Genomic DNA, 265 nt, shown 5'->3' with positions numbered 1-265 from the left:
ATCTGTCGTTCCAAATCATCTTTTTGTTTATGGCTGGAAACGCGACAATATCCAATTGTAATGCGATTTTTAGGCTTTACATTTATTACTTGGTTGAGTTGCTCATCGGAATAATATCTATAGCCACTTACTGTAGTATGATGCGGATGAAGTTTTCCATTGGCATCCCAATTTCGTAATGTCTGAGCAGATACGCCTATAATTTTTGAAAATTCATGTATAGAATAATATTTACTCAAAGTATCAACTCCTTTCAATAATATTC

1 protein-coding gene is annotated in these 265 nt (G+C 33.2%); it reads right to left on the bottom strand.

Annotated features, from left to right (window positions below; all coding sequences use genetic code 11):
- A partial coding sequence (locus GPK60_RS13555; protein WP_215660713.1) for a MerR family transcriptional regulator occupies window positions 1-239 on the bottom strand: 239 nt, incomplete at its 3' end.
- Between the last annotated feature and the right edge of the window lie 26 nt (window positions 240-265).

The sequence above is a fragment of the Ruminococcus sp. MCC718 genome (assembly GCF_018783905.1).
Taxonomy (GTDB): domain Bacteria; phylum Bacillota; class Clostridia; order Lachnospirales; family Lachnospiraceae; genus Hominisplanchenecus; species Hominisplanchenecus faecis.
The sequence above is the reverse complement of the archived record's forward strand: the minus strand, read 5'-3'. Positions and strand labels throughout refer to the sequence as shown.